Source organism: Chromobacterium sp. HL1 (assembly GCF_057418835.1).
Window position 1 is genome coordinate 999,917 of the sequence record NZ_CP162399.1, and the last position, 26,903, is coordinate 1,026,819.

The window sequence follows — 26,903 nt, forward strand, 5'->3', positions numbered from 1 at the left end:
GTATGCCTTTGCTCAGGTGGCGATCAGGTCCGCGGATCGGGTGACGGTGTTGCTGGCCTCGCTGGAGGTGAGCAGGTCTTCCATGTCCAGCACCAGCACGACGGAACCGTCGCCGGACAGGGTGGCGCCGGCCACGCCTTTCGGGCGGATGTTCTGCAGCGGCTTGATCACCACGTCGTCGCGGCCGACGAAGGAGTCGATCGCCAGGATGAAGGATTTTTCCGCGGACTGCATCAGCACGCCGAAGTAAGGCTTTTGCGTCGGCTCCCAGCCCAGCAGGCCGGCCAGGGTTTTCAGCGGCAGGATTTCGTCGCGCACCACGATGGTGGGCTTGCCGGAGACTTCCTGGATCGCGCTCGGGTCGATGGTGATGATTTCGCGCACCATCGCCAGCGGCACGGCGAACGGCTGGTTGCAGGCGCGCACCACCAGCACCGGCAGGATGGCGAGGGTCAGCGGCAGCGAGATGCTGATGCGGGTGCCTTCGCCCTGCACCGAGTTGATGTCGATGCGGCCGTTCAGTTTCTGGATATTGGTGCGCACCACGTCCATGCCCACGCCGCGGCCGGACACGCTGGAAATTTGATCCTTGGTGGAGAAGCCGGGCAGGAAGATCAGCTGCAGGCATTGCTTCTCATCCAGCGAGTTGGCGCTTTCCTGGTCGATCAGGCCTTTTTCGATGGCCTTGCGGCGCAGCGCGTCGGCGTTCATGCCTTTGCCGTCGTCGGTGATCTCGATCAGGATGTGGTCGCCCACCTGTTCGGCGGTCAGCTGCACCAAAGCCTGCGGCTTCTTGCCGGCGGCGATGCGCTCTTCAGGCTGTTCGATGCCGTGGTCGACGGCGTTGCGCACCAAGTGGACCAGCGGATCGTTCAAGTCCTCGATCATGGTCTTGTCCAGCTCGGTCTCTTCGCCGGACAGCACCAGTTCGACTTCCTTGCCCAATTGGCGGGCGAGGTCGCGAGCCAAGCGCGGGTATTTCTGGAACAGGCGGCCGATCGGCTGCATGCGGGTTTTCATCACCGCGTTCTGCAGGTCGCCGACCAGCAGGTCCAGCTGGCTGATCGCCTCGTCCAGCGAGCGCAGGGTATTGGTGTCGCGGTTGCCTTGCAGGATTTCCGTGCGCAGCGTGGTCAGACGGTTCTTGGTCAGGCCGATTTCGCCGGACAGGTTGAGCACCATGTCGAGACGCACGGTGTCGATGCGGATGGTGTTTTCCTGAGGGCCGCTGCTGCTGGGCGCGCTGGCCGCCGGTTTGCTCGGAGCCGGCTTGGCCGCCGGTTTGGGAGCAGGCGCAGCGGCAACCGGGGCCGGAGGCGCCGCCGCCGCTTGGGGCGCGGGCGCCGCCGCAGGGGCGGCGGGCGCGCCGCCGGGGGTGACGGCTTGATAGAGCTGATTCCAGTCCGGGCCTTGACCGTTGCTTGCGGGCTGCGGCGCGGCCGCAGCGGGCGCCGGCGTTGCAACCGGAGCAGGAGCTGCCGCTGGGGCCGGTTCGGCCGCCGCGGGCTCTTCGGACAGCGCCTCGCCCGCCAGCGCGGCGTCCAAGGCCGCCAGGATGCGCGGGTCGGCTTCGCTGGGCATCAGGCCCTGGCCCATGGTGCCGAACATATCGCGCACGATGCCGGTGGCGTCAAGAATCACGTCCATGATGCCGGCGGTGATGTGCAGCTGGCCGTTGCGGAGTTTGTCGAACAGGTTTTCGGTGCGATGGCATAGATTGATCATCGGGCCGACATTAAGAAAGCCCGCGCCGCCCTTGATGGTGTGGAAGCCTCTGAAAATGTCGTTCAGCAGCGCTTTGTCTTCCGGGCGCTTTTCCAGTTCGACCAGTTTATTGTCTACATCGGAAAGGAGGTCCGTAGACTCCATCAAGAAGTCTTGCAGCAGCTCTTCCATGCCGGCGAATTCGCTCATTTTCCACTCCCGCCACGCCTTGCTCGCGTGCTCTGTTCTGCGTGTTGTTCGTTAGAAGCCCAGGCTTTCCAGCAGGTCGTCGACCTGTTGCTGGCTGCTGACCACGTCGGTGCGGCCTTCCGGATTGATGACCGGGCCATTCAGCAGATTGGTGCCCATGCCCAATTCTTCTTTTTTCGCCTCCGGCGAAAATTCGATCAGGAAGTTGACCAGCTCGCTTTCCAGCAGTTGGACCATGCCCATCATCTTCTTGATGACTTGGCCGGTCAGATCCTGAAAGTCCTGGGCCATGACGATTTCCAGCAACTGGGTGCTGGTCGCCTGGGTCTGGGCCGGCACTTCATTTAAGTAGCCGCGCGTGTCGGCCGCAAGTTGTTGGAACTCTTCCACGCTCAACAGATTGGCGTACAGCCGTTCCCAGCGCGAGGACAGCTCCAGCGCCTTGCTTTCCAGCTGGTCCTGATACGGCTTGGCCAGATCCGTGGCGTTGAGCACGCGTTCGGCCGAATTTTCCGTCAGGGTGGCGATGTAAGTCAGCCTGTCCTTGGCGTCCGGAATCGCGTCCGCCATTTTTCCCAGGGATTTGTCGTAGCCTAGATCGCGTAGCGCATCATGCATTTTGCGGGTTAACTGACCAATTTGTTCATACATCGAGGTAGGGCTGCCGGCGGCTCCGGCGGGCTGGGACGCTGCGACGGCTTCGGGCGCGGCGGCTTCAGGCGGCGCGGCCTCGCTTTGCTGCGTCGCAATGCTGTCGAACAGAGCTTCAAGATCCGGGTTGTCCCCGCTCTCCAGGATGTGATTGGACACGATAAATCCTCCTCAATACTGACGCAGACCGTTTTTTTTCGGCACTCAGGCTGGTTTATTCAGGTTTTGGAAGATCTTGTTCATTTTTTCTTCCATGGTGGCGGCAGTGAAGGGTTTCACGATGTAACCGCTGGCTCCGGCCATGGCCGCTTCGATGATGTTTTCCCGTTTGGCTTCCGCGGTGATCATCATGAAGGGCAAGTGCTTGAGCTGGGCGTCGGCGCGGACTGCCTTGAGCAGTTCGATGCCGGTCATATTGGGCATGTTCCAGTCGGAAACGATGAAGTCGAAGTGCTGGGTTTTCAGCTTATGCAGCGCAACCATGCCGTCTTCGGCTTCGTCGACGTTGGTGAATCCTAGCTCTTTCAAAAGGTTGCGCACGATTCTCCGCATGGTGGAGAAATCGTCTACGACTAGGAAGCGAATATTCTTGTCTGCCATTGAGGTGTGTCCTGATTTATCTGAAATTCATCGAGCCGCATATTGTAGCGACTACCTCTGCAGGAATGGAATCAAAGTTTCGGCCAGCACGCCGGGGTCGAACTTGGCGACATAGGCGTCCACGCCCACGCTGGAGCCCATCGCGCGGTTGGCGTTGGAGGACAGCGAGGAGTGCATCACGACCGGAATGCCGCGGAAACGCTGATCGGACTTGATCAGCTTGGTCAGCACATAGCCGTCCATTTCCGGCATTTCGGCGTCCACGAGGATGATTTTCAGGTGGTCGTGCAGGCACTCGTCCTCGCCGAAATTTCGGCCGGCCAGGGTCTGCAGCCGGTCCCAGGCTTCGCGGCCGTTGGTGGCTTGCTGAAATTTGATGCCCATCTTCTCCAGCACGCCGGTGATTTCCTTGCGGGCGACGACCGAGTCGTCGACGAAGAAGAGGTATTGGTCGTTTTCCAGCTGGGCGGTGGGCACGTCCGGCAGGCGCGGCTCGCCGACCACGCTGGCCAGGATCTGCTCCACGTCCAGGATGGACACCAGCTTGCCGTTTTCCAGTTCGGTGATCGCGGTGATCAGGTTCTGGTTGGTGCCGCTCGCCGCCATCATGTTTTCCGGCGCGCGCACCTTGTCCCAGTCCACGCGGATGATGCGGTCCACAGAGTCGACCAGGAAGGCCTGGGTGCTCTTGTTGAACTCGGTGACGATCATGGTTTCGTAGCTGCGGGTTTGATCGGCGCCGATGAACTTGCCAAGCGAGATGACCGGGATGATATTGCCGCGCAGCGACAGCACGCCTTCCACGCCAAACGGCATGTTCGGGGTTTTGGTGATGGCGGGGGTCTGCGACACCTCGCGCACTTTGAAAACGTTAATGCCGAAGGTTTCCCGCGTTCCAAGCGAAAACAGCAGAATCTCCATTTTGTTGGAACCCGCCAGTTTGGTCCTGGCGTCAACGGTTGCAAGCAAGGAGGCGTCTGTGGCTGCCATATCTGTCCCTCTCCCTTAATGCTTTTGCTTACTTGATCTTTAGTCTTTGGGTTCCAGATTCAGCATCTGGCGCAGTTTCATCGACAGCTTCTGCGGTTCGAATTTGGCGACGTAGGAATCCACGCCGACCGATTCGCCCAGCTTCTGATTCGAGGAACCGGAAAGGGAGGAGTGCATCAACACCGGAATGCCGTTGAAACGCGGATCGCTCTTGATCATCTTGGTCAGCATATAGCCGTCCATTTCCGGCATTTCCACGTCGGTCAGCACCAAGTGCAGCGAATCCGACAGCTTCTTGCCGGCCAGATCGGCCTGATTGGCCATTTTCTGCAATTCTTCCCATCCGCGCATGCCGTTGATGGCGGAGGTGTACTGGATGTTCATCACTTCCAGCGTGCGTTCGATCTGCTTGCGCGCCACGGCAGAGTCGTCGGCGAAGAAGATCCGGCGCGGTTCCTTGACCGGCTCGATGCCGAGGAAGGTGTGGCCGTCGTCGACGATGGTGGTTTCCGCCAGCACTTTTTCCACGTCCATCATCATCACCAGCGTGCCGTTGTCCAGCTCGGTCACGGCCGTCACCAGCCCGGCCATGCGGTTGGTGATCATTTCCGGCGGCACGCGCATCGCGGACCAGTCCAGACGCAGGATGGTGTCCACCGCCTCCACCAGGAAGCCCTGGGTGTGGGCGTTGTACTCGGTGACGATCATGATTTCCGGCTTGTTGCTGGTCACCACGCCGGTGTATTTGGCCAGGTCGATGACCGGCACCAGCGCGCCGCGCAGGCTGACCATGCCTTCCACCGAGGAGGGCATTTCAGGCGCGGAAGTGATTTCCGGCGTGCGCATGACCTCGCGCACCTTGAACACGTTGATCCCGAAGATTTCCTTGCGCCCCGTGCGCTGATCCTGGCCCAACGAGAACAGCAGGATTTCCAGCTTGTTGGTGCCGGCCAGTTTCGTCCTGGCGTCGATTTTTTTGAGAAGCTCTGACACAGAAACCTCCGCTGCATTCTTTTGAAGTGGCGTACTACTACCCTTTATACGCCAGATATCGGTTTTGCCCGGTTTTTTTTGCTGAGCTGCATGCCAGATAACAGCTTGGCTCAGCGATACCCATTCATTATCATACTGTTTAAGTGGTTTTTACAAATAACTCGCAAGCGATTCGGCATATGGTTTCAAGCCTCAAAGATCAGCAGCAACTGGAAGCCGCTTTCGAGCAATTCAATGCGGTGTCCGGCCAACTCATTGATGCGTATAGACAACTTGAGAGCCAGGTGACAGTTCTCAACGCGCAGCTGGACGAAGCCAATAATCAGCTGCGCAAACAGCGCGATGAGAACGCAATGCTGGCCGAGCGCCTGGGTTTGCTGCTGGAGGCGCTGCCCGCGGGCGTGGTGCAAGTCTCGGCCGAAGGTGCGGTCACGGCGGTGAATCCGGCCGCCAGCCGGATGCTAAATGGCTGTTCTGTCGGCGCTTTATGGCGGGACATGCTGGCGGGGCTGCAGCGTTCGGAACTGGACGACACCTATTGCCATCGGCATGGCGAGCCGGGTCTGGTGTTGACCATGCAATGCCAGGATCTGCCGTCTGTCGGAGGACAGATTGTGCTTATTCACGATGTATCGCGTTTGCATCAATTGACCGGAGAATTGGCGCGTCAGCAGAAGTTGGCGTCCATGGGCGGCATGGCGGCGGCATTGGCGCACCAGCTGCGCACGCCGCTGGCCACGGCGATGCTGTATACGGCCAATCTGAAGCAGGATATCCCGCGGGCGGAGGATCGCGCGCGCTTCGTCGACAAGAGCCTGGCCCGGATGCGGGCGCTGGAGAGCTTGATCCAGAACATGCTGAGTTTTGTCCGCGGCCAGGTGACGACGCTGGAGCCTTTGGATCTGGAGGGGCTGCTGGAGGATTTGCGCGCCGTCATGCAACCACAATGTCATGAAAAAGGCGTGCTTTTTGATTGCAATGTGGTGGTGTCATCTGCCATAAAGGTTTTGGTGGACCGCAAAGCGTTGCAGGGGGCCTTGGTGAATCTCTTGGAGAATGCCTGGCACTTTTCAGGAAGCGGCGATGTGGTGCGGCTATCGGTGGAGGAAGGCGAGACGGCCTTGCTGTTTCGGGTGGAGGACTCGGGTCCCGGATTCAACCCGGAGGAGCTGGAGAAGATGTTCGAGCCCTTTTTCACCACCCGCCCCGGCGGCACCGGCCTGGGCTTGGCCATCGTCAAGAAAGTGGTGGACGAACTGGGCGGGCAAGTGCGTTGTTTCAACAAGGGGGAGGGCGGGGCCTGTTTCGAGCTCAGCCTTCCGATGATGCAATCGTGATGGATGTGCCGTTTATTCAGAAGAAAGCAGAGGACGCCGCATGAGACCCATTGTCAAAGTCGAGGGCAGAGTTGGAAAGATGATCCTGATCGGGCAATTCGACTTCAACTTGCATCGGGAATTCCGGCAGGCCAGCCAGGAGCTGCTGGACAATCCGGAGGTGCAGGAGATCGAGATCGATTTCGATCAGGTGCCCTTCCTGGACAGTTCCGCGCTGGGCATGCTGTTGTTGCTGAAGGAGCGCGCGGCGGGGCAGAAGAAGAGCATGACCTTGATCAATTGCCGCGAGGCGGTGATGCAGGTGTTCGAAATCGCCTGCTTCAACAAGATGTTCACCATTAAGTAAGTTCAAGCATTGGAGCGTCTGTGCGCATCCGGGCCTGGTTGTCCGCTGATGCCGAGGCACGGGTTCGTGGCGATCCTTGGTTGTCGGCGCTGGATTGGTGGTTTTGCGGTGGCGCCGACTTCGCGGTGGGCGGCAAGCAGGATCTTTGGCTGACGAATCTGGCGGACGCTCCGGCCGAGCTGTTCGAGCAGTGGGAGGGCGACAAGCCCTTGTGGGTGTTTTCCTCGGGGCGCGCGGCGCCCTGGCTGGCCACGCCCAGTATTCATTTTCTGCGCGGCGACTTCGACGCGGACTTGCTGCGCAGCCGCCTGCTGGCCTGGCATTGGCAGCAACATGCGCTCTGCCCGCGATTGTTCGGCGCGGCGGCGTTCGACATCATCAACGGCGCCATGTCCCTGTACCGTCCGTCGGGACAGGCGTCGGGCCGCGTGTTTCCCCTGGAAGTGTCGGTCAAGCCGGTGGACGCGGTGGGCGGCGACGTGGTGCTGCGCGCGGATTTGCCGGAGCGGACCTTGCTGATTCTGGGCGACGCGTCCGGCCACGGCCAGGGTTCGGCGCTGGACGCCGCGCTGTTGGCGCTGGGCGCGTCGAGGGTGCTGCTGGAGCAGCCTCTGTCCTTGTCCGCCCTGCGGGAGCTCAACGCCTTCATGCATAGCCATGTGGCCGATGGACGCTACGTCGGCAGCGCTTTGCTGGAGATCGATTGGGCCGCCCGCATGGTGAGGCTGGTCAACGCCGGCATGCCGGACATTCTGTTGTTCCTGTCCACCAGGTTGGAACAGCGCTTTTCTTCCATGTGCAGTCCGCTGGGCCTGCGAGCCGACATCGAACCGCTGGAGCCGCTGGCGCTGCCCTGGGCGGAAGGCCAGCACTTCTTGGCGCACAGCGACGGCATGGAGGAGTCGGATCTGCCGTATCTGCTGTCGCGTTTGCTGCGCTTGTCCAGCATTTCCTCGACCGACGGTTTCGGCTATGGCCCCTTGCCGTCAATTCCGCTAGGCTTCAGCAGCCCATACAATGACGACATGTCTTCGCTGGCTTTCGCCGTGCCGTCGTCGGCGCCGCCGCGGCCGGCTTGAAGAATGTCCATTGGCCGCGTGCGCCGGTTCCGCGCGGACTCCGGCTTGAATCGGCGGGCTTTTTAGTTGATCAATCATTAATATCTGCGCGAATTTCAGCGCTTGGGCGAATCGACCGTCTCGCCGCCGCGGCGCGAGACGACGAGCGAGCAAGGTAAAGAATGGGAAACGGACCCGGCGCGGACTGCGTCGGACGAGTGGCGGGCGGTTTCCTGAAACGGGGATGTTATGCACAAAAAAATACTGACGGTTGACGATTCCGCTTCGATTCGACAGATGGTGTCGTTCACCTTGAAAAGCGCCGGCTACGAGGTGGTGGAGGCCGGAGACGGCAACGCCGGCCTGGCCAAGGCGCAGGGTGGGCAGTTCAATCTGGTGCTGACCGACCAGAACATGCCGGGCATGGACGGGCTGACCTTGATCCGCTCCTTGCGCAAGCTGCCGGCGTATACGACGACGCCTATCCTGATGTTGACCACGGAGTCCAGCGATCAGATGAAGGCGCTTGGCCGCGCGGCCGGCGCCACTGGCTGGCTGGTCAAGCCTTTTGATCCGCAGAAGCTGCTGGATGTGGTCAAGCGCGTGATCGGCTGAATCGGCTGATCTTGGGCACGGCGAGGAGCGAGCTTTTGGCAATCGACATGTCGCAGTTTCATCAAGTGTTTTTTGATGAGGCGGATGAACACTTGTCCAGCATGGAGAGCCTGCTGCTGGGCATGGACCAGTCCTGTCCGCAGCAGGAGGATTTGCATGCGGTGTTCCGCGCCGCGCATTCGATCAAGGGCGGCGCCGCCACCTTCGGTTTCGCCGATATGGCGGATCTGACCCATGTGCTCGAAGGTTTGCTGGACGAGGTGAGGCGCGGCGCGCGCGCCTTGAGTTCGGATCTGGTGGACTTGGTGCTGCGGGCCAAGGACGTGCTGTACGGGATGCTGGCGGCGCATAAGGGCAAGGGCGAGGCCGACGCGGCGCTGGCCGGCGAACTCAAGGCGCAGCTGGAGGCGCTGGCCGCCGCGCCGGCGGAGGCCGCGACGCGGCGGGCGACGCCGGAGGAGACGCGGCACTGGACGCTGTACCTGGAAATCGACGTGGTGGACGGCGTCGATATCGACGCCTTGCTGGAGTCTCTGGCCGAGCACGGGGACTTGAGCGTGGTGCAGCACGGCGAGGACGCCGACAAGCTGCCCTGGGTGGCGGTGTTCACCTCGCCGCTGGACGCCGCCGAGGTGGCGGAGTCGCTGGCCTTCGCCTTGCCGCAGGACAGCTTCCGCATCAATGTCGATCATGGGGTGGAGGAGGAGGGCAGCTTCGGGCTGTTTCTCGAGGCGGCGCCGGAGCCGGACGCTTCGGTCTGGCTGGAGGGCGACGGCTTCGGCCTGTTCGAGCCGCCGCCTGCCGAGACGGCGCCGCAGGACGAGGCGCCGGCCTTGGACCCCGACGCGGCCAAGCCGGCGGCGCGCGGCGGCGCGGTGGGCGAGAATTCGATCCGGGTCAATATCGACAAGGTGGATTTGCTGCTCAACCTGGTGGGGGAGCTGGTGATCACCCAGTCCATGCTGACGCAGTCCGGCGCGGGTCTGGACCCGGTGGCGCACGAGCGCCTGCTAGGCGGCATCGGCGCCTTGCAGCGCAACGCGCGGGAATTGCAGGAGGCGGTGATGTCCATCCGGATGACGCCGATCGCCTTCGTGTTCAACCGCTTCCCGCGCGTGGTGCGCGATCTGGCCGGCCGTCTGGGCAAGAAGGTGGAGCTCACGATGATGGGCGAGGGCACCGAGCTGGACAAGGGCTTCATCGAGAAGCTGTCCGATCCGCTGACTCACCTGGTGCGCAATAGCCTGGACCACGGCATCGAGGCCCCGGAAGCGCGGCAGGCGGCCGGCAAGGACCCGGTGGGACGGCTGACGCTGCGCGCCTTCCATCAGGGCAGCAATATCGTCATCGAAGTCAGCGATGATGGCGCCGGACTGAACCGGGAGCGGATTCTGTCCAAGGCGCGGCAAGGCGGTTTGGCGGCGCCGGCCTCGCTTTGCGACGCCGAGGTGTGGAATCTGATTTTCGAAGCCGGCTTCTCCACCGCCGCCGAGGTGACCGAAGTGTCCGGCCGCGGCGTGGGCATGGACGTGGTCAAGCGCAACATTCAGAGCATGGGCGGCCGGGTGGAGATCGACTCCATGGCCGGCATCGGCACCACCATCAGCATTCATCTGCCGCTGACGCTGGCGATCATGGACGGCATGTCGGTGCGCATCGGCGCGGAAACCTATGTGATGCCCTTGGGCGCGGTATTGGAGTCCTTGCAGCCGGCGCCGAGCGAAATCAAGACAGTGGCCGCTCGCGGCCAGGTGGTGGCCATCCGCGGCGAGTACCTGCCGATTGTGCCGCTGGGCCGGTTTTTCTCCATTCCGGACGCGAGGCGGACGCCGAGCGAGGCCATTCTGGTGATCGTGGAGGCCGGCAATAGCCGGCTGGCGCTGCTGGTGGACGACCTGATCGGCCAGCAGCAGTTCGTGGTGAAGAATCTGGAAACCAATTACCGCAAGGTGGACGGCATTTCCGGCGCCACGATCCTGGGCGACGGTCAGGTGGCCATGATCTTGGACATTGCCGCGATTGCGCGGCACAACCAGCGTATGGCGCTGGACGCATGAAACAACAAGGATAAAGAAATGGTGGCGGAACGGGATGGTCCGGGCCTGGCGCAGAGACGCTCGGGCAATGAGCTGCTGGTGTTCACGCTGGGGACGGAAGAATACGGCATCGATATTTTGAAGGTGCAGGAGATCCGCGGTTACGACGCGGTGACCCGCATCGCCAACGCGCCGGACTTCATCAAGGGCGTGGTCAATCTGCGCGGCCATATCGTGCCCATCGTGGATTTGCGCCTGAAGTTCGGCATAGGCGAACCGGTGTACAACGCGTTCACCGTGGTGATCGTGCTGAATGTGTGCGGGCGGGTCATCGGCGCGGTGGTGGACGGCGTGTCGGACGTGATTCAGCTGGAGAGCGACGCGCTGCGCGCCGCGCCGGAGTTTGGCGCGGCGGTGGACACCGCCTATATCGAAGGACTGGGCACGCTGGACGAGCGCATGATCATCGTGGTCGATATCGAGAGGCTGATGGGCAGCGAGGAAATGGCGTTGACTGACGCCGCGGCTCGAGTGCAAGCGAATTAGGGGGCGAAGCATGAACAATATGAAAGTGATCCATAGACTGATCCTGGGCTTCGGTCTGCTGATCCTGTTGCTGGCGGTGGCGATGACGCTGGCGGTCAGACAGCTGCAGGGACTGGCCGATGATCTGGTCAATATTTCCGGCGTGCATATCCCGCAGGTCAGCGCCGCGCACAAGATCGCCGCCAATGTCGACCTGGCGTCTCGGGACGTGCGCAATCTGCTGCTGAGCAAGGATGCCCAACTGATCAAGGAGTTCAACCAGCAGATCGACGAGAGCCTGGCCAATCTGACGCAGCGGATGACGGCTTTGGAGCCGAATGTCGGCAGCGCCGGGCGGCCGCTTTTCGAGGCGATGCGCTCCGACGAGGCCAGTTTCCGCTCCGAGCTGAACGTGTTCCGGCGCATGCAGGCGCAGGGGCGCGATGTGCAGGCCCGCGATTATCTGTTCGTCACCCTGCGCGACACCCAGCTCAAATACATGGCTTCGATCGACCGCTACATCGCGTTTGAAGAGAACCTGATGCGCAAGGCGGGACAGGACGCCAGCGACAACTCCCGGCAGGCCTACAAACTGCTGTTCGCCTTTACTCTGCTGGCCCTGCTCATCGGCGTCGGCTTCGGCGTCTTCATCATCCGCTCGCTGATGCGCCAACTGGGCGGGGAGCCGGCGGAACTGGTCAAAGTGATGCGGGAGTTGACCGAAGGCCAGGTGCGCTCCGAAATCAAGGTCAAACCGGGCGACCAGCACAGCCTGTTCGCGTCGATGAGCTTGCTGGCCGAGAAGGCGATCGAGAACATCCGGGTGCGCAACGCGCTGGACAACGCCTCCACCAATGTGATGATCGCCGACAACGAGCGCAACATCATCTACACCAATCACAGCGTGCTGGAGATGATGCGTCGCGCCGAGGCCGATCTGCGCAAGGCCTTGCCCAATTTCGACGCGCGCGCGCTGCTGGGCGCCAATATGGATGTTTTCCACAGCAATCCGGCGCATCAACGCGATCTGTTGGCCAATCTGAGCGCCACTTATCGCGCGCAGATCAATATAGGCACGCGCATTTTCGGCCTGGTGGCCAATCCGGTGTTCGGCACCGACGGTTCCCGTTTGGGTACGGTGGTGGAATGGAAGGACCGTACCGGGGAGGTGGAGATAGAGAAAGAGGTGGCCAGCATCATCTCCGCCGCCGCGGCCGGCGATTTCGACCGGCGCATCAATCTGGAAGGCAAGGACGGCTTTTTCCGCCAGCTGGGCGAAAGCGTCAACCAATTGCTGGCGGTGACCAGCCAGGGCCTGGGCGATATCGCCACCGTGCTGGCGGCTCTGGCCAAGGGCGATCTTACCCATGCGATCAAGGGCGATTACCAGGGCTTGTTCAGCCAGTTGCAGAACGATACCAATACCACGGTGGTGCGTTTGAAGGAAATAGTGTCCAACATCAAGGAGTCCACCGACGCGATCAACACCGCCGCGCGCGAGATCGCCTCCGGCAACGCCAATCTGTCCAGCCGCACCGAGCAGCAAGCCGCCAGCCTGGAGGAAACCGCTTCCAGCATGGAGGAAATCACCAGCACGGTGCGGCAGAACGCGGAGAACGCCAAGAAGGCCAATACGCTGGCCACCGGCGCCTCCGACATCGCCGCGCGCGGCGGCAAGGTGGTGGGCGACGTGGTGGCCACCATGAACGAGATCAACGATAGCGCGCGCAAGATCGTCGACATCATCAGCGTGATAGACGGCATCGCCTTCCAGACCAATATCCTGGCGCTCAACGCCGCGGTGGAGGCGGCGCGGGCCGGCGAGCAAGGGCGCGGCTTCGCCGTGGTGGCCAGCGAGGTGCGCAATCTGGCGCAGCGCTCCGCCGCCGCCGCCAAGGAGATCAAGGGATTGATCGGCAACTCGGTGGCCAAGGTCGAGTCCGGCTCCAAGCTGGTGGACGAGGCCGGCAGCACCATGGACGAGATCGTGATCTCCATCCGCCGCGTCGCCGACATCATGAGCGATATCTCCGCCGCGTCGATCGAGCAGAGCTCGGGCATTGAACAGGTCAATCTGGCGGTGACGCAGATGGACGAGAACACACAGAAGAACGCCGCGCTGGTGGAACAGGCCGCGGCGGCGGCGGAGTCGCTGGAAGAGCAGGCGCGCTATCTGGACGACGCGGTGCAGGTGTTCAAGTTGGGAGAACATGGCCCGCGTCTGCGGCAAGCGCCGACGCGCGTCGCGTCGGCTGCGGAGCCGGCCGCCCATGCCGGCGGCGTCAATCCGGCGCCAGCTAAGCCGGCGGGCAAGATCGTGGTGCCGGCGCGGCTGCATCCGCAGGTGGACCTGAGCGACGGCGAGTGGGAGGAGTTTTGAGGCACAGGTCCGGAGGGGCCGTGTTGGCGGGCTTGGAATTGGACATCACGTTCACGCCCGAGGATTTCCGCCGCATCCGCGACATGGTGTACCAGCGGGTCGGCATCGCCCTCAACGACAGCAAGACGCATATGGCCTACGCGCGCTTGGCCAAGCGGGTGCGGGCTTTGAGCCTGAAAAGCTTCGCCGAGTATCTGGACCGCTTGGATCAGGACGCCTTGTCGGAGGAATGGCAGAATTTCATCAACGCGCTGACCACCAATCTGACCTCGTTTTTTCGGGAGCCGCATCATTTCGACATGCTGCGCGCCCACGCCGAGCGCTGGCGCAAGCGCGGCCGGCCGTACCGGGTCTGGAGCGCGGCGTCCTCGACCGGCGAGGAGCCTTACTCCATCGCCATCACCATGGCGGAGTTGACGGAGAGCTTGCGGCCCTTCCCCTGCGAGTTGCTGGCGTCCGACATCGATACCCATGTGCTGCAACAGGCGATGCGCGGCGTGTATCTGCGCGAGCGCGTCAGCCAGTTGCCGGAGCCGCAGTTGCGCCGTTTTTTCGACAAGGGCGTAGGCGCCAATGAGGGCAAGGTGCGCCTGAAGAAACGCGTGCGCGAGGCGATGACGTTTTTCCAGATGAATCTGGTGGCAGAGGAATGGCCGCCGCTGGGGGAGTTCGACGTCATTTTCTGTCGCAATGTGCTGATCTATTTTGATAAGCCGACGCAGGCGGCCATACTCAATCATATGGCGCGGCATCTGGCTCCGGACGGGCTGCTGCTGCTGGGGCATTCGGAAAACATCCTGCACCTGAGCGACGCCTTCGTCCCCTGCGGCAAGACCAGCTACCGGCTGGCCTGATCAGGCGTTCCGTGCGTCCGGCCGTCGCGCTGCGGCGCGAGTTTATGAGCCTTGTTTATCGATCCGGGAGCGTGGATGGCGCTGGAAAAGAAAATTCGGGTAATCGTGGTGGACGACTCGGCCCTGATCCGCAATCTGCTGACCTCCATCATCGACGAAGCGCCGGACATGGAAGTGGTGGCCACCGCCTCCGATCCGCTGATCGCGCGCGAGCGCATCCGCGCGCTGGATCCGGACGTGATCACGCTGGACGTTGAAATGCCGCGGATGGACGGCCTGGAGTTCCTGCGCCGGCTGATGCGGCTGCGGCCGACGCCGGTGCTGATGATCTCCTCGCTGACGCAGCAGGGTTCGGAGGCGACGCTGACGGCGCTGGAGCTGGGCGCCATCGACTTTCTGTCCAAGCCGGCGCACGATATCGCCAGGCGCATGGGCGATTACGCTGATGAGATCCGGGACAAGATACGGGCCGCGGCCGCGGCCAGGGTGCGGGCGCCGCATCGTTTTCATCGCCCGGCCGATGTTCCGCCACCGGCGCCGCCCTTGGGCACCGGCGCGCAGCAGGCGATGTTGTTCATCGGCGCCTCCACCGGCGGCACCGAGGCGATCCGCGCGCTGCTGAGCGGCCTGCCCGCGACATGCCCGCCCATCTTGGTGGTGCAGCATATGCCCGAGCATTTCACCGCCAGTTTCGCCGCGCGCTTGAATGCCAGCTGTCCGATGCGGGTGAAGGAGGCGGAGGCGGGCGAGCCGGTGCGGCAGGGCGTGGCCTATATCGCGCCGGGCGATTGGCATATGCGGGTGCAGGCCGCCGCGGACGGTTTTCGCATCGAATTGGATCAGAGCGACAAGGTGAACCGGCACCGGCCGTCGGTGGACGCGCTGTTCGACTCCGCCGCGCGCTGCCTGGGCAAGCGCGCCATCGGCGTGATCCTGACCGGCATGGGGCGGGACGGCGCGGACGGCCTGCGCAGGATGCGCGACGCCGGCGCGGTCACCTTCGGTCAGAACGAGGCCAGTTGCGTGGTGTACGGCATGCCGCGGGAAGCGATGAAGGCCGGCGGCGTGCAACAGGAGTGGCCGCTGGACGCGCTGCCCTCCAAAATCATGGCCTGCCTGTACGGCAAGGCGGAAAAGGCGATGTTATGAAGAACGGCGCGGTGCATTTCAGCAGCCATTCGTATTTCGACAAGCATTTTCAAAGCCAGGCGGTGAAGGTGTTTCCCGGCGGCTTCTACGTCACCGGCCAGCCGCAGCTGCTGGTGACCTTGTTGGGCTCCTGCGTGGCCGTATGCATGCTGGACCGGACAGCCAATGTGGCCGGCATGAACCATTTCCTGTTGCCCGAGGGCAGCATCGAGGTGGGCGAGGGCGCGTCCGCCGCCCGTTTCGGCGTGCACGCGATGGAGTTGATGATTACCGAAATGCAGAAACTGGGCGCGATGCGCCATCGGATGGAAGCCAAGGTCTTCGGCGGCGGCAATGTGCTGGAGGGCATGTCGGTGATGAATGTGGGCGAGCGCAATCGCCGCTTCATCCACGGCTACCTGGATGCGGAAAGGATTCCCATTCTGGCCGAGGACCTGCTGGGCGACTGCGCGCGCAAAGTGTATTTCTTCACCGACAGCGGCAAGGTGCTGGTCAAGAAGCTCAAGCGCAGCCGCAGCCTGATCAGCGAGGAGACCCGCTATCGTCAGCAGGTGATGCAGCCGGAGGTGGCCGGCAAGTCCGGCGATATCGAGCTGTTTATCTGATGCGGCTCAACGTCCGCCGCGCGTCGTGAGACGCAATGCGCTTGCCTTCCTCGTTTCCAAGCGTTTCGCCCGGTCTCGCGCTTAGCGAGACCGGGCGAGCTTCTCAGCGCTCCAGGTGTTGCAGCTTGCCTTCGACCTCCGCCCAGTCCTCATGGTCCGGCAGCGGGTCCTTCTTCTCCGTGATGGTGGGCCAGAGCCTGGACAATTCGGCGTTGAGCGCGACGAAACCCTCTTGTCCCGGCGGAACGTCGTCTTCCGCGTAGATCGCGTTCACCGGGCATTCCGCCACGCATAGCGTGCAATCGATGCATTCCTCGGGGTCGATCGCCAGAAAATTGGGGCCTTCGTGAAAGCAGTCCACCGGGCAGACATCGACGCAATCGGTGTATTTGCATTTGATGCAGGCATCGGTTACAACGTAGGCCATGTTCAGCTCCTTGGTCGTCGAAAGCCGGCCGGCGCCGTTTGGCGCGGCGGCGGGGCGATGATTCGAGCGTATCAGTCAACATTATTAGCCAGAAATTCCCTTCACAACGCATTGCCGCCGTAAATTTCCTATCCGTCATGAACTCTTCTCGCTATCGCGGGCGTTTTGCCCCCAGTCCCACCGGCTTGCTGCACGCCGGCTCCTTGTGCACCGCCGTCGGCAGTTATCTGGAGGCGCGCGCGCGCGGCGGCGAGTGGCTGCTGCGGATGGAGGATCTGGACCCGCCGCGCGAGGTGGCCGGGGCCGCCGACGCCATCCTGCGCACGCTGGACGCCTATGGCTTCGAATGGGACGGCGAAGTGGTGTATCAAAGCCGTCGCCACGAGCTGTACCGTCAGGCGCTGGAGCAGTTGATCGCCTCCGGCCACGCCTATCCGTGCAATTGCACGCGCAAGGAGATCGCCAAGACCGCGCGGCGCGGCCTGGACGGTTACGTCTATCCCGGCCATTGCCGGCGGCGGCGTCCGGAAGAAGGTGGCCGCGCCTGGCGCTTGCGGGCGGCGCCCGGCGACACCGTGGTGGCGGACCGGCTGCAAGGGCCCTACCGTCAGAATCTGACGGCCGACATCGGCGATTTCGTCTTGCTGCGCGCGGACGGCTTTTGGGCCTATCAATTGGCCGTGGTGGTGGACGACGCGGAACAAGGGGTGAACGATGTGGTGCGCGGCGCCGACCTGCTGGTGTCCACGCCGCGTCAAGTGGCGGTGCAGCAGGCGCTGGGCGTGGCGACGCCGGGTTATTGTCATCTGCCGGTGCTGGTCAACGCCGCGGGGGAGAAGCTGTCCAAGCAGACGCTGGCGCCGGCGGTGGCGGCCGAGGATGCCGCCGCGGCCTTGCGCCTGGCCTTAAGCCGCCTGGGGCATGTTCCGCCGGAGGAGTGCGGCGGCCTGGCCGAGTTGTGGCAGTGGGCGCGAGCGCATTGGTCGCTGGCGCGCGTGCCGGTCGGACCGGTGTTTGCCGGCTGAATTGCGCCGTTTTATGCCAAAATTATGCGTTTGACGTCTTTTTTTCCATCCCGGCTGGCCTATATTGGCATCTGCGCACGCGCTTGTTGCGCATCATCGGCCGCGGCAAGCGGGTCGCCATCGTCTTCTCCTTGATATGCGGAAAATGCGACATGTTTTTATGTCGAATTTGTGTTCTAATGCCGCCTTTTTTTCATGCGCGCGCACTGGCGCAAAGTCCCGCTTCAGTTGACTCCGGTCAAGCGGTTTGAAGAAAGCATGCCCAGCTTGCGGGCGAGGCCCTCTATCATGGGCGCTTTTTCAGCCGTATCAGTCTGAATGCGAACGGAACTGGCCAGGCCAATTCCGCCGGCGCCATCGCATGAACGTAAACATGCGCGCGCGGCGCGCCCGTCAATCGGCAGGCCCGATGGAGACCAAGCCTTGAGCAATACCAATTTAGACAGCAAGACCAAGACCCGGGCGCTGGGCGTATGGATGTGCACCGCCTTGGTGGTGGGCAATATGATCGGCTCCGGCGTGTTCCTGCTGCCCGCGTCGCTGGCGCCGTTCGGCGGCGTGTCGATGATAGGCTGGCTGCTCACCGCCGCCGGCGCGATCTGCCTGGCCTTGGTGTTCGCCCGGCTGGCGGCCATCCTGCCCAAGGAAGGCGGGCCGTACGCCTATATTCACGAAGCCTTCGGCGGTTTCGCCGGCTTCTGGATCGCCTGGGGCTACTGGATTGCGCTGTGGGCCGGCAATGCGGCCCTGGCGGTGGCCGCCACCAGCTATATGCAGGTATTCGTTCCGGCGCTGGGCCACAATAATGTGTTGGCCGGCGTGTTCGCCATCAGCCTGATCTGGATCGTCACCTGGATCAACAGCCGCGGCGCGCGCAGTTCCGGCCTGGTGGCGGTGACGACCACCTTGCTCAAGCTGTTGCCGCTGGCCGCCGTCACCTTCATCGGCTTTTTCCACATGCAGCCGGACAATATCGTGTTCAACCCTCACGACAAGCCGCTGCTCAGTTCGGTGTCCGCCACCATGGCGCTGACCTTGTGGGCCTTCCTGGGGCTGGAATCGGCGTCGGTGCCGGCAGGCGACGTGATCGAGCCGGAAAAAAACATTCCGCGCGCCACGGTGCTGGGCACTCTGATCGCCACCGTGCTCTACATCCTGTCCACGGTGGCCTTGATGGGCTTGATGCCGCCGGCGATGCTGGCCGCCTCCCAGGCGCCCTTCGCCGACGCCGCCCGGCTGATGTGGGGCGATTGGGGCTATTATCTGGTGGGTTTCGGCGCCATCGTGTCCTGCTTCGGCGCGCTCAACGGCTGGAGCCTGATGCAGGCGCACGTGCCGGCCGCGGCCGCGCAGGACGGCCTGTTTCCCCGTCGTTTCGCCCAGATGAACCGCGAAGGCGTGCCTATTTTCGGCCTGCTGCTGTCCAGCGGGCTGGTGACGGTGCTGATGGCGATGAAGTACGCCGGCGGCGACGGCGGCGTCAAGATTTTCGAGTTCATCATTCTGCTGGCCACCGCCACCACTTTGCTGCCCTACGCCTTTTGCTCGATGGCCTTGCTCGCCATCATGCTGATGCGCCCCCAGCAGTTCCAGCGCAAGGACTTCCTGGCGCCGCTGTGCTTCGCTGGCGTGGGTTTCGCCTATTCGGTCTGGGCCTTGTACGGCTCCGGCGCCGACATCGTGATGTGGGGCATGATTCTGCTGCTGCTGGGCTTGCCGGTCTATGTCTGGCAGGTGAAGGAGCGTTACGCCGATCCTTCATGAAGGAGAGGCGGTGTCGGATCCCAAACGCGGCTCAAGCCGCGTTTTCTTTTTGCGCAAGCCTATCGTCATGAGTCAACGGGCTTGCCTATGCCGCCGGCTGGTGGCCTACTAGGGCGCTTTGCTTTCAGACCGGGAGTTGCCATGAGGATAAGCGCCGCCGATCACGCGCTCGTCGCCATCGATTTCACCTATCCGCTGCCGGACGCGCAGACGCTGGCGCGGATGCGGGCGGAGAACGCGCCCTGCGCGCTTGAGCGCGCGGACGGCCTGTTTCCGGAAAACAGCTATTACCGCGCCGGCCGCAAAGGCTGCGCCGAAGGCATGTCGGCGCGGTCCTTTGTCGCGCGCCGCTTGCGCGAGACGGCGGCGCGGCTGGCACCGGAGTACGGTTTGCTGCTGTTCGACGCCTACCGCAGCCGCGAAACCCAGGCGGATCTGTTTCAGATGGTGCTGGACGATGTGCGCGCCGCGCACCCGGACTGGGACGCGGCGGCGGTGGAGCGGCAGGCGCGACTGTTCGCCGCCCACCCGGACGACACCGCCCGTTTCGCGGTGTTGCCGCACAATTCCGGCGGCGCCGTGGACCTGGCGATCTGCCGGATGGACACGGGCGAGATCTGCGATTTCGGCACGGCCTTCGACGCGGCGGAGCCGGCGTCGCGCACCGATTTCTTCGAAGCGCCGCATGATCCGGCCCTGGGTTTTTCCTCCGAGCGCTGGCTGACGGTGCGTCACAATCGCCGCGTCTTGTTCAATCTGATGAAGCAGGCCGGTTTCAGCAATTATGCCGAGGAATGGTGGCATTACGATCTGGGCGACTGCCTGTGGGGGCAGGCGCTGGGCGTGGATTGGATCTATCCGTCGATGGAGGCCGAGCCGGAGAGGCCGGCCTGATCGCCAGGGCCGCCGCGCGGGCGCGGCGGCCCATGGCCTGGCGCTAGCCGGTCAGCGCCTTCAACCAGACCAGCGCGGCGCTGGCGCCCGCGTCCGGCACGCCCAGCGCCCGTTCGCCCAGATAGCTGGCCCGGCCCAGGCGCGGCCGCATGGAGGCGGTTGCCGCGCAGCCGCGCTCCGCCGCTGTCAGCGCCGAACGCCAGGCCGTCTCCGGAGCCTGTCCGGCGTCCAGGGCGGAGGCGAAAGCGTCGGCGGCGGGGGACAAGGCGTCCAGCATGGTGCGGTCGCCCACTTGCGCGCCGCCCAGTTCCGCGACGGCGGCGACGCCGTCCAGAAAGGCGGCCGCCCAGTCCTTCGGGGTGGGCGGGGTCGTCGTGTCCAGCCGCCGCGCCGCGCGCAGCAGGGCGGTGGAGTAGAAGGGCCCGGAGCTGCCGGCAATGGCCTGGCGCAAGGCCTGGCCGACCGCGCGCAGCGCCGTGGCGGGGTCGCTCCAGGCGCTGTCGGGCAAGGCCCGGATCGCGGCCGCGCCGCGCTGCATGCTGACGCCCAGATCGCCGTCCCCGGCCGTGCCGTCCAGTTCGGTCAACAGCGGCTCGGCGGCGTCCAGCGCGTCGGCCGCGGCCCAGGCCGCGGCGCGCAAACGGGGATCGGCCGCGGCGGCCGAGGGCGTGAAAGCGTCGCGGGGCGGCGCGGCGCGCAGCTGGCGTTGCGCCGGCAGACGGCCTGAGCCGGGCCAGGCCGGCGCCAGGGTGGTTTGATCCAGCCAGTTGAGGCGCTGATCGTCCAGCGCCATCAGGGACAAGGAGCAGCCGGGCATTTCCAGCGCGGTCATGAAGTTGCCGCTCCAGGCGCGTTCCACCTGTAGGCCGCGCAGGCGCAGATGCGCCAGCGCGGCGCGGGCGACGATGGCCAGCTCCATCGGCGGCGTGCCGCCCAGGCCGTTGACCAGCAGCGCCACCCTGTGTCCCGAACGCCAGCCGCGGTCTTGCAAGATGGCGTCCAGCAGCGTCGCGCACAAATCGGCGGCCGATGGCGTCGCCACGCGGCGCACGCCGGCTTCGCCGTGTATGCCCAGGCCCAGTTCCGCCTCCCCGCTGTCCAGTTGAAAGCCCGGGCGGCCGGTGGCCGGCACCGTGCAGGCGCCCAGGCCCACGCCCATGGTGGCCACCTGTTCCGCAGCCTGCCGCGCCGCGGCGGCGACCTCGGCCAGGCCGGCGCCGGAGGCGGCCGCCGCGCCGGCGATCTTGTGCACCAGCACCGTGCCGGCGATGCCGCGCCTGCGCGCCGGCTCCACGGTGTCGCGAAGCGCCACGTCGTCGGCCACCACCACGCTGTCGACGGCGATGCCCTCGGCGCGGGCCAGTTCCGCCGCCAGGCCGAAGTTGAGCCGGTCGCCGGTGTAGTTCTTGACGATGAGCAGCACGCCCTTGGGGCCGGCGACGGCGCGGATCGCCGCCAGCACGGTGTCTACGCTGGGCGAGGTGAACACGTCGCCCACCGCGGCGGCGTCCAGCATGCCGTGGCCGATGTAGCCGGCGTGGGCCGGTTCGTGGCCGCTGCCGCCGCCGGAAATCAGCGCCACCTTGTCGCGCAGGCCGCCGGCGGGAAGGTCCGCCCGCAGCAAGACGTTTTCTTCCTCGAGCAGCGCCAGGCCGGGCAGGGTGTCGGCCAGGCCCTCCAGCATCTCCCGCGCCACATGGCGCGGATCGTTGATCAGTTTTCGCATCGCGGTTTCCTTTCCAGATCGGATAGAGATCGTGCTTGGTCAAGATGGATGTCATCTTACGATCAGCACCGGCGCAATGGGGCGGTCATCTATTTTTTGATCGATAAGGAAATGAAATATGTTCGTAATCGATCTTAAACGAAGCAATGCCGGTTCAATGTTTTGCGGTTTCGAATATTTTAAGTCATTGTTTAAGTTGAAGATAAACACGGCTTGCCAAGCCCCGGTCCAGCAACCATAATCTGGCTCGTCATGCAGGAGAGAGTGGCCGTCCGCGCCACCGCCGAAGGCGCAAGCGCACCCGCAATCGCTCAGGCAAAAGGACTGCATCATCGGACTGGCCGCAGCCAGTTCGCCGAATCTGGAGAGCGGCATCCGCGGATGCCCACCGAAGGGGCTAACGGCCGCAAGGCCGGAAAATCTCAGGTGCAGGGACAGAGGGGTGTAGGGAATAGAGCAACACTACACGCTTTTGCTAAGGACGCACCGATGACGGCCCCGAAACGCACCCCCCTGTTTGAATCCCATATCGCCGCCGGCGCCAAGATGGTCGATTTCGCCGGCTGGGAAATGCCCATCCATTACGGCTCCCAACTCAAGGAACATGAGATCGTGCGCAGCGACGCCGGCATGTTCGACGTTTCCCATATGACGGTGCTGGACATCAGCGGCCCGGACGCCAAAGTCTGGCTGCAGCGCTTGATCGCCAACGACGTGGCCAAGCTCGGCTTCGAAGGCAAGGCGCTGTATTCCGGCATGCTCACCCCCGACGGCACCGTGGTGGACGATCTGATCGTCTATCTGACCTCCTACGGCTACCGCATGGTGATCAACGCCGGCACCACCGACAAGGACCTGGCCTGGATGGAAGGGCGCAAGGCGGATTTCGACGTGGACATCAAGGTGCGCCGCGATCTGTCCATCCTGGCGGTGCAAGGCCCGCAGGCCATCGCCAAGGTCTGCGCGGTCAAGCCCGAGCTCGCCGACGTCATCCAGGCCTTGAAGCCCTTCCAAGGCCAGCCCGCCGGCGATTGGTTCTACGCCCGCACCGGCTACACCGGCGAAGACGGCCTGGAAGTGATGCTGCCCGGCGTCGAGGCCGCGGCCTTTTTCCAGCAACTGCAGGCCGCCGGCGTGGCGCCGATAGGCCTGGGCGCGCGCGACACCCTGCGCCTGGAAGCCGGCATGAATCTCTACGGCCACGATATGGATGAAACCGTTTCCCCGCTGGAGGCCGGCATGGGCTGGACCATCGCCTGGGAACCGGCGGAGCGCGATTTCATCGGCCGCAAGGCGCTGGAGGCGCAGAAAGCCGCCGGCCTGAAAACCAGGCAAGTGGGCCTGGTGCTGGAAGGCCGCGGCGTGCTGCGCGAAGGCCTGAAAGTGGTGGTGGAAGGCGTAGGCGAGGGCGTGATCACCAGCGGCACCTTCTCGCCCACCCTCAAACACTCCATCGCGATCGCGCGCGTGCCGGCCGGCACCGGCGATACGGCGCTGGTGGACCTGCGCGGAACCTTGACCGAGGTGCGCGTGGTCAAAATGCCGTTCGTGCGCAACGGCAAAAAAGTTTTCGCCTGAGCGGCGTGCTTGGGCAGGCCGCGCGACGCGGCCGGGAATATCGTTTAAGACCTGGATTTGACTGGAGACACTCATGAGCAACATCCCCGCCGAACTCAAATACGTTGAAAGCCACGAATGGCTGCGCCTGGAAGCCGACGGCTCCGTGACCGTGGGCATTACCGAGCACGCGCAGGAACTGCTGGGCGACATCGTTTTCGTCGAATTGCCGAAAGTGGGCGCCAAGCTCGCCAAGGAAGAGCAGGCCGGCGTGGTGGAGTCGGTGAAAGCCGCTTCCGACATCTACTGTCCGATTGCCGGCGAAGTGCTGGCCATCAACGAGGAACTGGAAGCCGAACCGGAACTGGCCAACGGCGAGCCCTACGGCGCCGGCTGGTTCTTCAAGATCAAGCCGGCGGATCCGGCGGACCTGGACGCCCTGATGGACGCCGCCGCCTACGCCAAGGAAATTGGCGCCTGATGGTGAAAACCGCCTCGCAGTCCTAATCGGCCGCGAGGCGTTTTTTTCGCCCGGTTATCCAGCAACACCCGATTGGCCGCGCAAGCCGCGGCGCGGACGGCAAGCACAGAAGGTCCCGTACTCATGTCTCTCTCCGAACTTTTCAACCGCAAAGAATTCATCTCCCGCCACATCGGCCCGTCCGACGCCGAGCGCGAGCAAATGCTGGCCGCCATCGGTGTGGCCTCCATCGATGAACTGGTGGCGCAGACGCTGCCGGCCGACATTCACCTGAACCGCAAGCTGGAGCTGCCGGATCCGATGCCGGAAGCCGAGGCGCTGGCCGCGCTGAAGGCCGTCGCCGCCAAGAACGTGGTCAATAAATCCTTCATCGGCCAGGGCTATTACCCGGTGCTGACCCCGACGGTGATCCTGCGCAATCTGCTGGAAAACCCGGGCTGGTACACCGCTTACACTCCGTATCAGGCCGAGATCGCCCAGGGCCGTCTCGAAGCCTTGCTGAACTTCCAGCAAATGGTGATAGACCTGACCGGTCTGGAACTGGCCAACGCCTCCTTGCTGGACGAGGCCACCGCCGCCGCCGAGGCGATGGCGATGGCGCGCCGCGTGTCCAAGGCCAAGTCCGGCCAGTTCTTCGTAGACAGCCGCGTGCTGCCGCAAACCCTGGACGTGATGCGGACCCGCGCCAAGTACTTCGGCTTCGAGCTGGTGCAGGGCCATCCGGAAGAGGCGGGCAAGGGCGAATACTTCGGCGCCCTGTTCCAATATCCGGGCGAAGCCGGCGACCTGATCGACCTGACCCCGCACATCGCCGCGGTCAAGGCCAAGGGCGCGGTGGCGGTGGTGGCCGCCGACATCATGGCCTTGGTGGCGTTGAAATCGCCGGGCGAGATGGGCGCGGACGTGGCCATCGGCAATACCCAGCGCTTCGGCGTGCCCATGGGCTTCGGCGGCCCGCACGCCGCTTACTTCGCCTTCAAGGACGAGATGAAGCGCTCGGCGCCGGGCCGCATCATCGGCGTGTCGGTGGACGCCAAGGGCAAGACCGCGCTGCGCATGGCGCTGCAGACCCGCGAGCAGCATATCCGCCGCGAAAAGGCCAACTCCAATATCTGCACCAGCCAGGTGCTGCTGGCCAATATCGCCGGCATGTACGCGGTGTACCACGGTCCGGAAGGCGTCAAGCGCATCGCCGCCCGCATTCACCGCCTGGCGGCCATTTTCGCCCACGCGGTCAAGGCCGCCGGCGGCAAGCTGGTGTTCGACCGCTTCTTCGACACGGTGCAGGTTGAGGCGCCCAAGGCCGAGGCGGTGTATCAGGCGGCGCTGGCCGCCGGCTACAATCTGCGCCGCGCCGGCGGCAATGTGCTGGGCGTCGCCTTCCACGAGGCGGCCAGCGAGGCCGATCTGGCTCGTCTGATCGAAATCTTCACCGGCAAGAGCGCCGACATCGCCGCGCTGGACGCCGCGGCCGCCGACGCGATTCCGGCCGGACTGAAGCGCGAATCCGCCTTCATGAGCCACCCGGTGTTCAACACCCATCATAGCGAGCACGAGATGCTGCGCTATATGAAGAAGCTGGAAAGCCGCGATCTGGCGATGAATCATTCGATGATCTCGCTGGGCAGCTGCACCATGAAGCTGAACGCCACCAGCGAAATGATCCCGATCACCTGGCCGGAGTTCGCCAATATGCATCCGTTCGCCCCGCGCGAACAGACGGTGGGCTATCTGGAAATGATCGCCGGCCTGGAAACGCAGCTGCGCGCGATCACCGGTTTCGACATCATTTCGATGCAGCCCAATTCCGGCGCCCAGGGCGAGTACGCCGGCCTGCTGGCGATCAGCCGTTACCATGAGTCGCGCGGCGACGGCCAACGCAATATCTGCCTGATTCCGCGCTCCGCCCACGGCACCAACCCGGCCACCGCGCAGATGATGAATATGCAGGTGGTGGTGGTGGATTGCGACGAGGCTGGCAACGTCGACGTCGCGGATCTGAAAGCCAAGGCCGAGCAGCATTCGGCTCAGCTGGCGGCGCTGATGATCACCTATCCGTCCACCCACGGCGTGTTCGAGCAGCCTATCCGCGAAATCTGCGCGATCATCCATCAGCACGGCGGCCAAGTGTATATGGACGGCGCCAACCTCAACGCCCAGGTGGGCTTGTGCCGTCCGGCCGACATCGGCGCCGACGTGTCGCACATGAACCTGCACAAGACCTTCTGCATCCCGCACGGCGGCGGCGGCCCGGGCATGGGCCCCATTGGCCTGAAAGCGCATCTGGCGCCCTTCATCGCCAACCACGTGGTGGCCTCGGTGCCCACCGCCCAGCCGGGCCAGACCGCGGTGTCGGCGGCGCCGTTCGGCTCCGCCTCCATCCTGCCCATCTCCTATATGTATATCGCGATGATGGGCGCGGAAGGCATGAAGCAGGCCACGGAGAACGCCTTGCTGTCCGCCAACTACGTGGCGACGCGGCTGGCCGAGCATTTCCCGGTGCTGTACACCGGCGCCAACGGCCGGGTGGCTCATGAGTGCATCATCGATCTGCGTCCGCTCAAGGCCGCCAGCGGCGTGACCGAAGTGGACGTGGCCAAGCGGCTGATGGATTACGGCTTCCACGCGCCGACCATGAGCTTCCCGGTGCCGGGCACGCTGATGATTGAGCCGACCGAGTCCGAGCCCAAGGTCGAGCTGGACCGCTTCATCGCGGCGATGGCGGCTATCCGTCGGGAAATCGACCAGGTGCAGAACGGCGTGTGGCCGGCGGACAACAATCCGCTGTGCAATGCGCCGCACAGCAAGGCCGACATCGCCGGCGACTGGCAGCGTCCGTACAGCCGCGAAACCGGTCTTTTCCCGCTGGACTATGTGCTGGAAAACAAGTTCTGGCCCAGCGTCAACCGCATCGACGACGTATACGGCGACCGCAATCTGGTGTGCAGCTGCCCGTCCACCGACAGCTACGCCTGA

23 protein-coding genes and 2 riboswitches are annotated in these 26,903 nt (G+C 63.9%); of the genes, 16 read left to right on the top strand and 7 right to left on the bottom strand.

The window, feature by feature from the left end; translation table 11 throughout:
- Positions 1-12: 12 nt before the first annotated feature.
- From AB1Z25_RS04775 to AB1Z25_RS04795, 5 genes are read right to left on the bottom strand one after another with little or no spacing between them, the layout of a single operon-like run.
- Complete coding sequence (locus AB1Z25_RS04775) at positions 13-1,914, bottom strand: chemotaxis protein CheA (RefSeq protein ID WP_486636698.1); 1,902 nt, start codon at positions 1,912-1,914, stop codon at positions 13-15.
- Between the two features lie 51 nt (positions 1,915-1,965).
- Positions 1,966-2,724 carry a protein phosphatase CheZ gene (gene cheZ, locus AB1Z25_RS04780; protein WP_107798333.1) on the bottom strand — a complete coding sequence of 253 codons (759 nt, stop codon included), beginning with the start codon at positions 2,722-2,724 and terminating at the stop codon, positions 1,966-1,968.
- Between the two features lie 45 nt (positions 2,725-2,769).
- Positions 2,770-3,165: a chemotaxis response regulator CheY gene (gene cheY / locus AB1Z25_RS04785; RefSeq protein WP_048410525.1), complete on the bottom strand. Its 396-nt coding sequence runs from the start codon at positions 3,163-3,165 to the stop codon at positions 2,770-2,772.
- 51 nt (positions 3,166-3,216) lie between these two features.
- Positions 3,217-4,155 (bottom strand): chemotaxis protein, encoded by a 939-nt coding sequence (locus AB1Z25_RS04790; protein ID WP_107798334.1) that lies wholly within the window; start codon positions 4,153-4,155, stop codon positions 3,217-3,219.
- 39 nt (positions 4,156-4,194) lie between these two features.
- Positions 4,195-5,148, bottom strand: a complete 954-nt coding sequence (locus tag AB1Z25_RS04795) for a chemotaxis protein (protein WP_081546080.1) — start codon at positions 5,146-5,148, stop codon at positions 4,195-4,197.
- 179 nt (positions 5,149-5,327) lie between these two features.
- On the opposite strand from AB1Z25_RS04795, the gene AB1Z25_RS04800 reads away from it, so the two are divergent.
- The 10 genes from AB1Z25_RS04800 (at position 5,328) to cheD (ending at position 16,053) form a co-directional block, all read left to right on the top strand.
- On the top strand, positions 5,328-6,485 hold the full coding sequence (locus tag AB1Z25_RS04800) for a sensor histidine kinase (RefSeq protein WP_107798335.1): 1,158 nt from the start codon (positions 5,328-5,330) through the stop codon (positions 6,483-6,485).
- A 40-nt stretch (positions 6,486-6,525) separates the two neighbouring features.
- Complete coding sequence (locus AB1Z25_RS04805; RefSeq protein WP_039754785.1) at positions 6,526-6,831, top strand: STAS domain-containing protein; 306 nt, start codon at positions 6,526-6,528, stop codon at positions 6,829-6,831.
- An 80-nt stretch (positions 6,832-6,911) separates the two neighbouring features.
- Positions 6,912-7,910, top strand: a complete 999-nt coding sequence (locus AB1Z25_RS04810; RefSeq protein WP_253315198.1) for a SpoIIE family protein phosphatase — start codon at positions 6,912-6,914, stop codon at positions 7,908-7,910.
- 228 nt (positions 7,911-8,138) lie between these two features.
- Complete coding sequence (locus tag AB1Z25_RS04815) at positions 8,139-8,504, top strand: response regulator (protein WP_043635932.1); 366 nt, start codon at positions 8,139-8,141, stop codon at positions 8,502-8,504.
- 47 nt (positions 8,505-8,551) lie between these two features.
- Positions 8,552-10,561, top strand: a complete 2,010-nt coding sequence (locus tag AB1Z25_RS04820; protein ID WP_486636699.1) for a chemotaxis protein CheW — start codon at positions 8,552-8,554, stop codon at positions 10,559-10,561.
- Between the two features lie 18 nt (positions 10,562-10,579).
- Positions 10,580-11,086, top strand: coding sequence for a chemotaxis protein CheW (locus AB1Z25_RS04825; protein WP_227107169.1), 507 nt, complete (start codon positions 10,580-10,582; stop codon positions 11,084-11,086).
- 10 nt (positions 11,087-11,096) lie between these two features.
- A complete protein-coding gene (locus tag AB1Z25_RS04830; protein WP_486636700.1) occupies positions 11,097-13,445 on the top strand; it encodes a methyl-accepting chemotaxis protein in 2,349 nt (782 codons plus the stop codon).
- 20 nt (positions 13,446-13,465) lie between these two features.
- Complete coding sequence (locus AB1Z25_RS04835; protein ID WP_227107171.1) at positions 13,466-14,299, top strand: CheR family methyltransferase; 834 nt, start codon at positions 13,466-13,468, stop codon at positions 14,297-14,299.
- Positions 14,300-14,374: 75 nt separating this feature from the next.
- Complete coding sequence (locus AB1Z25_RS04840) at positions 14,375-15,448, top strand: protein-glutamate methylesterase/protein-glutamine glutaminase (RefSeq protein WP_486636701.1); 1,074 nt, start codon at positions 14,375-14,377, stop codon at positions 15,446-15,448.
- On the top strand, positions 15,445-16,053 hold the full coding sequence (gene cheD, locus AB1Z25_RS04845; protein WP_107798341.1) for a chemoreceptor glutamine deamidase CheD: 609 nt from the start codon (positions 15,445-15,447) through the stop codon (positions 16,051-16,053). The genes AB1Z25_RS04840 and cheD overlap by 4 nt, the downstream gene beginning before the upstream one ends.
- A gap of 103 nt (positions 16,054-16,156) precedes the next feature.
- Here the strand turns inward: cheD and fdxA are convergent, their stop codons facing one another.
- Positions 16,157-16,480: a ferredoxin FdxA gene (gene fdxA, locus AB1Z25_RS04850; RefSeq protein WP_107798342.1), complete on the bottom strand. Its 324-nt coding sequence runs from the start codon at positions 16,478-16,480 to the stop codon at positions 16,157-16,159.
- Positions 16,481-16,617: 137 nt separating this feature from the next.
- Between fdxA and gluQRS the strand changes: the two genes are divergently transcribed.
- The 3 genes from gluQRS to AB1Z25_RS04865 all read left to right on the top strand — a co-directional run bounded on the left by gluQRS (position 16,618) and on the right by AB1Z25_RS04865 (position 20,163).
- Positions 16,618-17,505 carry a tRNA glutamyl-Q(34) synthetase GluQRS gene (gene gluQRS / locus AB1Z25_RS04855; RefSeq protein ID WP_486636702.1) on the top strand — a complete coding sequence of 296 codons (888 nt, stop codon included), beginning with the start codon at positions 16,618-16,620 and terminating at the stop codon, positions 17,503-17,505.
- 423 nt (positions 17,506-17,928) lie between these two features.
- Positions 17,929-19,269, top strand: a complete 1,341-nt coding sequence (locus AB1Z25_RS04860; protein ID WP_486636703.1) for an amino acid permease — start codon at positions 17,929-17,931, stop codon at positions 19,267-19,269.
- Positions 19,270-19,410: 141 nt separating this feature from the next.
- Entirely contained in the window at positions 19,411-20,163 is a 753-nt protein-coding gene (locus tag AB1Z25_RS04865) for a M15 family metallopeptidase (RefSeq protein ID WP_486636704.1), read from the top strand.
- Between the two features lie 43 nt (positions 20,164-20,206).
- Here AB1Z25_RS04865 and AB1Z25_RS04870 read toward each other — a convergent pair whose 3' ends face one another.
- Positions 20,207-21,889, bottom strand: coding sequence for a dihydroxyacetone kinase family protein (locus AB1Z25_RS04870; protein ID WP_486636705.1), 1,683 nt, complete (start codon positions 21,887-21,889; stop codon positions 20,207-20,209).
- 245 nt (positions 21,890-22,134) lie between these two features.
- Positions 22,135-22,226, top strand: a riboswitch (glycine riboswitch).
- A gap of 14 nt (positions 22,227-22,240) precedes the next feature.
- Positions 22,241-22,337, top strand: a riboswitch (glycine riboswitch).
- Positions 22,338-22,378: 41 nt separating this feature from the next.
- Between AB1Z25_RS04870 and gcvT the strand changes: the two genes are divergently transcribed.
- From gcvT to gcvP, 3 genes are all read left to right on the top strand, one after another.
- Positions 22,379-23,467, top strand: a complete 1,089-nt coding sequence (gene gcvT / locus AB1Z25_RS04875) for a glycine cleavage system aminomethyltransferase GcvT (protein WP_227107183.1) — start codon at positions 22,379-22,381, stop codon at positions 23,465-23,467.
- Between the two features lie 73 nt (positions 23,468-23,540).
- Entirely contained in the window at positions 23,541-23,927 is a 387-nt protein-coding gene (gene gcvH, locus AB1Z25_RS04880; protein ID WP_107798347.1) for a glycine cleavage system protein GcvH, read from the top strand.
- 123 nt (positions 23,928-24,050) lie between these two features.
- The gene (gene gcvP, locus AB1Z25_RS04885; RefSeq protein ID WP_107798348.1) at positions 24,051-26,903 is read left to right on the top strand and encodes an aminomethyl-transferring glycine dehydrogenase; all 2,853 of its coding nucleotides are present in this window, start codon (positions 24,051-24,053) and stop codon (positions 26,901-26,903) included.